Annotated in this window: 1 protein-coding gene; it reads right to left on the bottom strand. The window is 78.1% G+C overall.

Annotated features, from left to right (window positions below):
- Window positions 1–766: ATP-grasp domain-containing protein (locus tag HMPREF0731_RS22225; RefSeq protein ID WP_157136287.1), on the bottom strand; the 766-nt coding region annotated here is incomplete at both ends.

Below are 766 nucleotides of genomic sequence, written 5' to 3'. Positions count from 1 at the left end.
TGCCCGGCGGCTGCGCCAGGGCGATCCAGCCGCTGCGCTGCGTGGTCGAGCGCAGCGGCGCGATGACGCCATCCACCGGCAGGAAGACCTCCGCCGACAGCACCGCCGGGTCGTGCCGCACCGCGTCCGGGATCTCGGCGCGCAGCGCCCGGCCGGGCGGGAACAGCAGGAAGCGGAAACAGCCCTCCGCCTGCGGCGGCGCGTCGGGCGGCGGCAGGGTCTCGGCCAGGCCGCAGGCGCGGCGCGCCTCGGCCAGGAAGGGATCGACCCCGCCGACATGGCCGGCGAGGTCCGGCGTCAGCCCGCCGCCGCAGCGCATCGCCAGCTCGATCGGCTTCAGCCCCTCCGGCGTCACGGCGAATTCGGTGTGGGTGCTGCCGTCGCGGAAGCCCAGCGCGGCGCAGAGCGCGCCCACCATGCGCGCGGCCTCCGCCCGGAAGGCCTCGGCCGCGCGGTCATAGACCACGGCGAGATCGACCCGCGCCGGCGGCGCCGACTTCACCTTGCGGCCGACCGCGACGCAATGCGCCACGCCATCGCGCAGCAGCGTCTCGCAGCTGAATTGCGGCCCGGGCAGCGCCGCCTCGGCCAGCACCGGGCTGCCGGGCAGGCCGCTGGCGGCGGCGAAGGCATAGGCCGCTTCCAGCGCCGCCGGCCCCTCCACCAGGCTGACCCCGCGCGAGCCGCCGGCGCTGCGCCGCGGCTTCAGCACCAGCGGGAAGCCGCCCAGCGCGGCGGCCAGGCCGGGCAGGTCCTGCGGCCCGCG

Origin of the sequence: Pseudoroseomonas cervicalis ATCC 49957, from assembly GCF_000164635.1 — a bacterium.
Classification (GTDB): domain Bacteria; phylum Pseudomonadota; class Alphaproteobacteria; order Acetobacterales; family Acetobacteraceae; genus Pseudoroseomonas; species Pseudoroseomonas cervicalis.
Note: the sequence above shows the minus strand (reverse complement) of the source record. Positions and strands in the feature narration are given on the sequence as shown.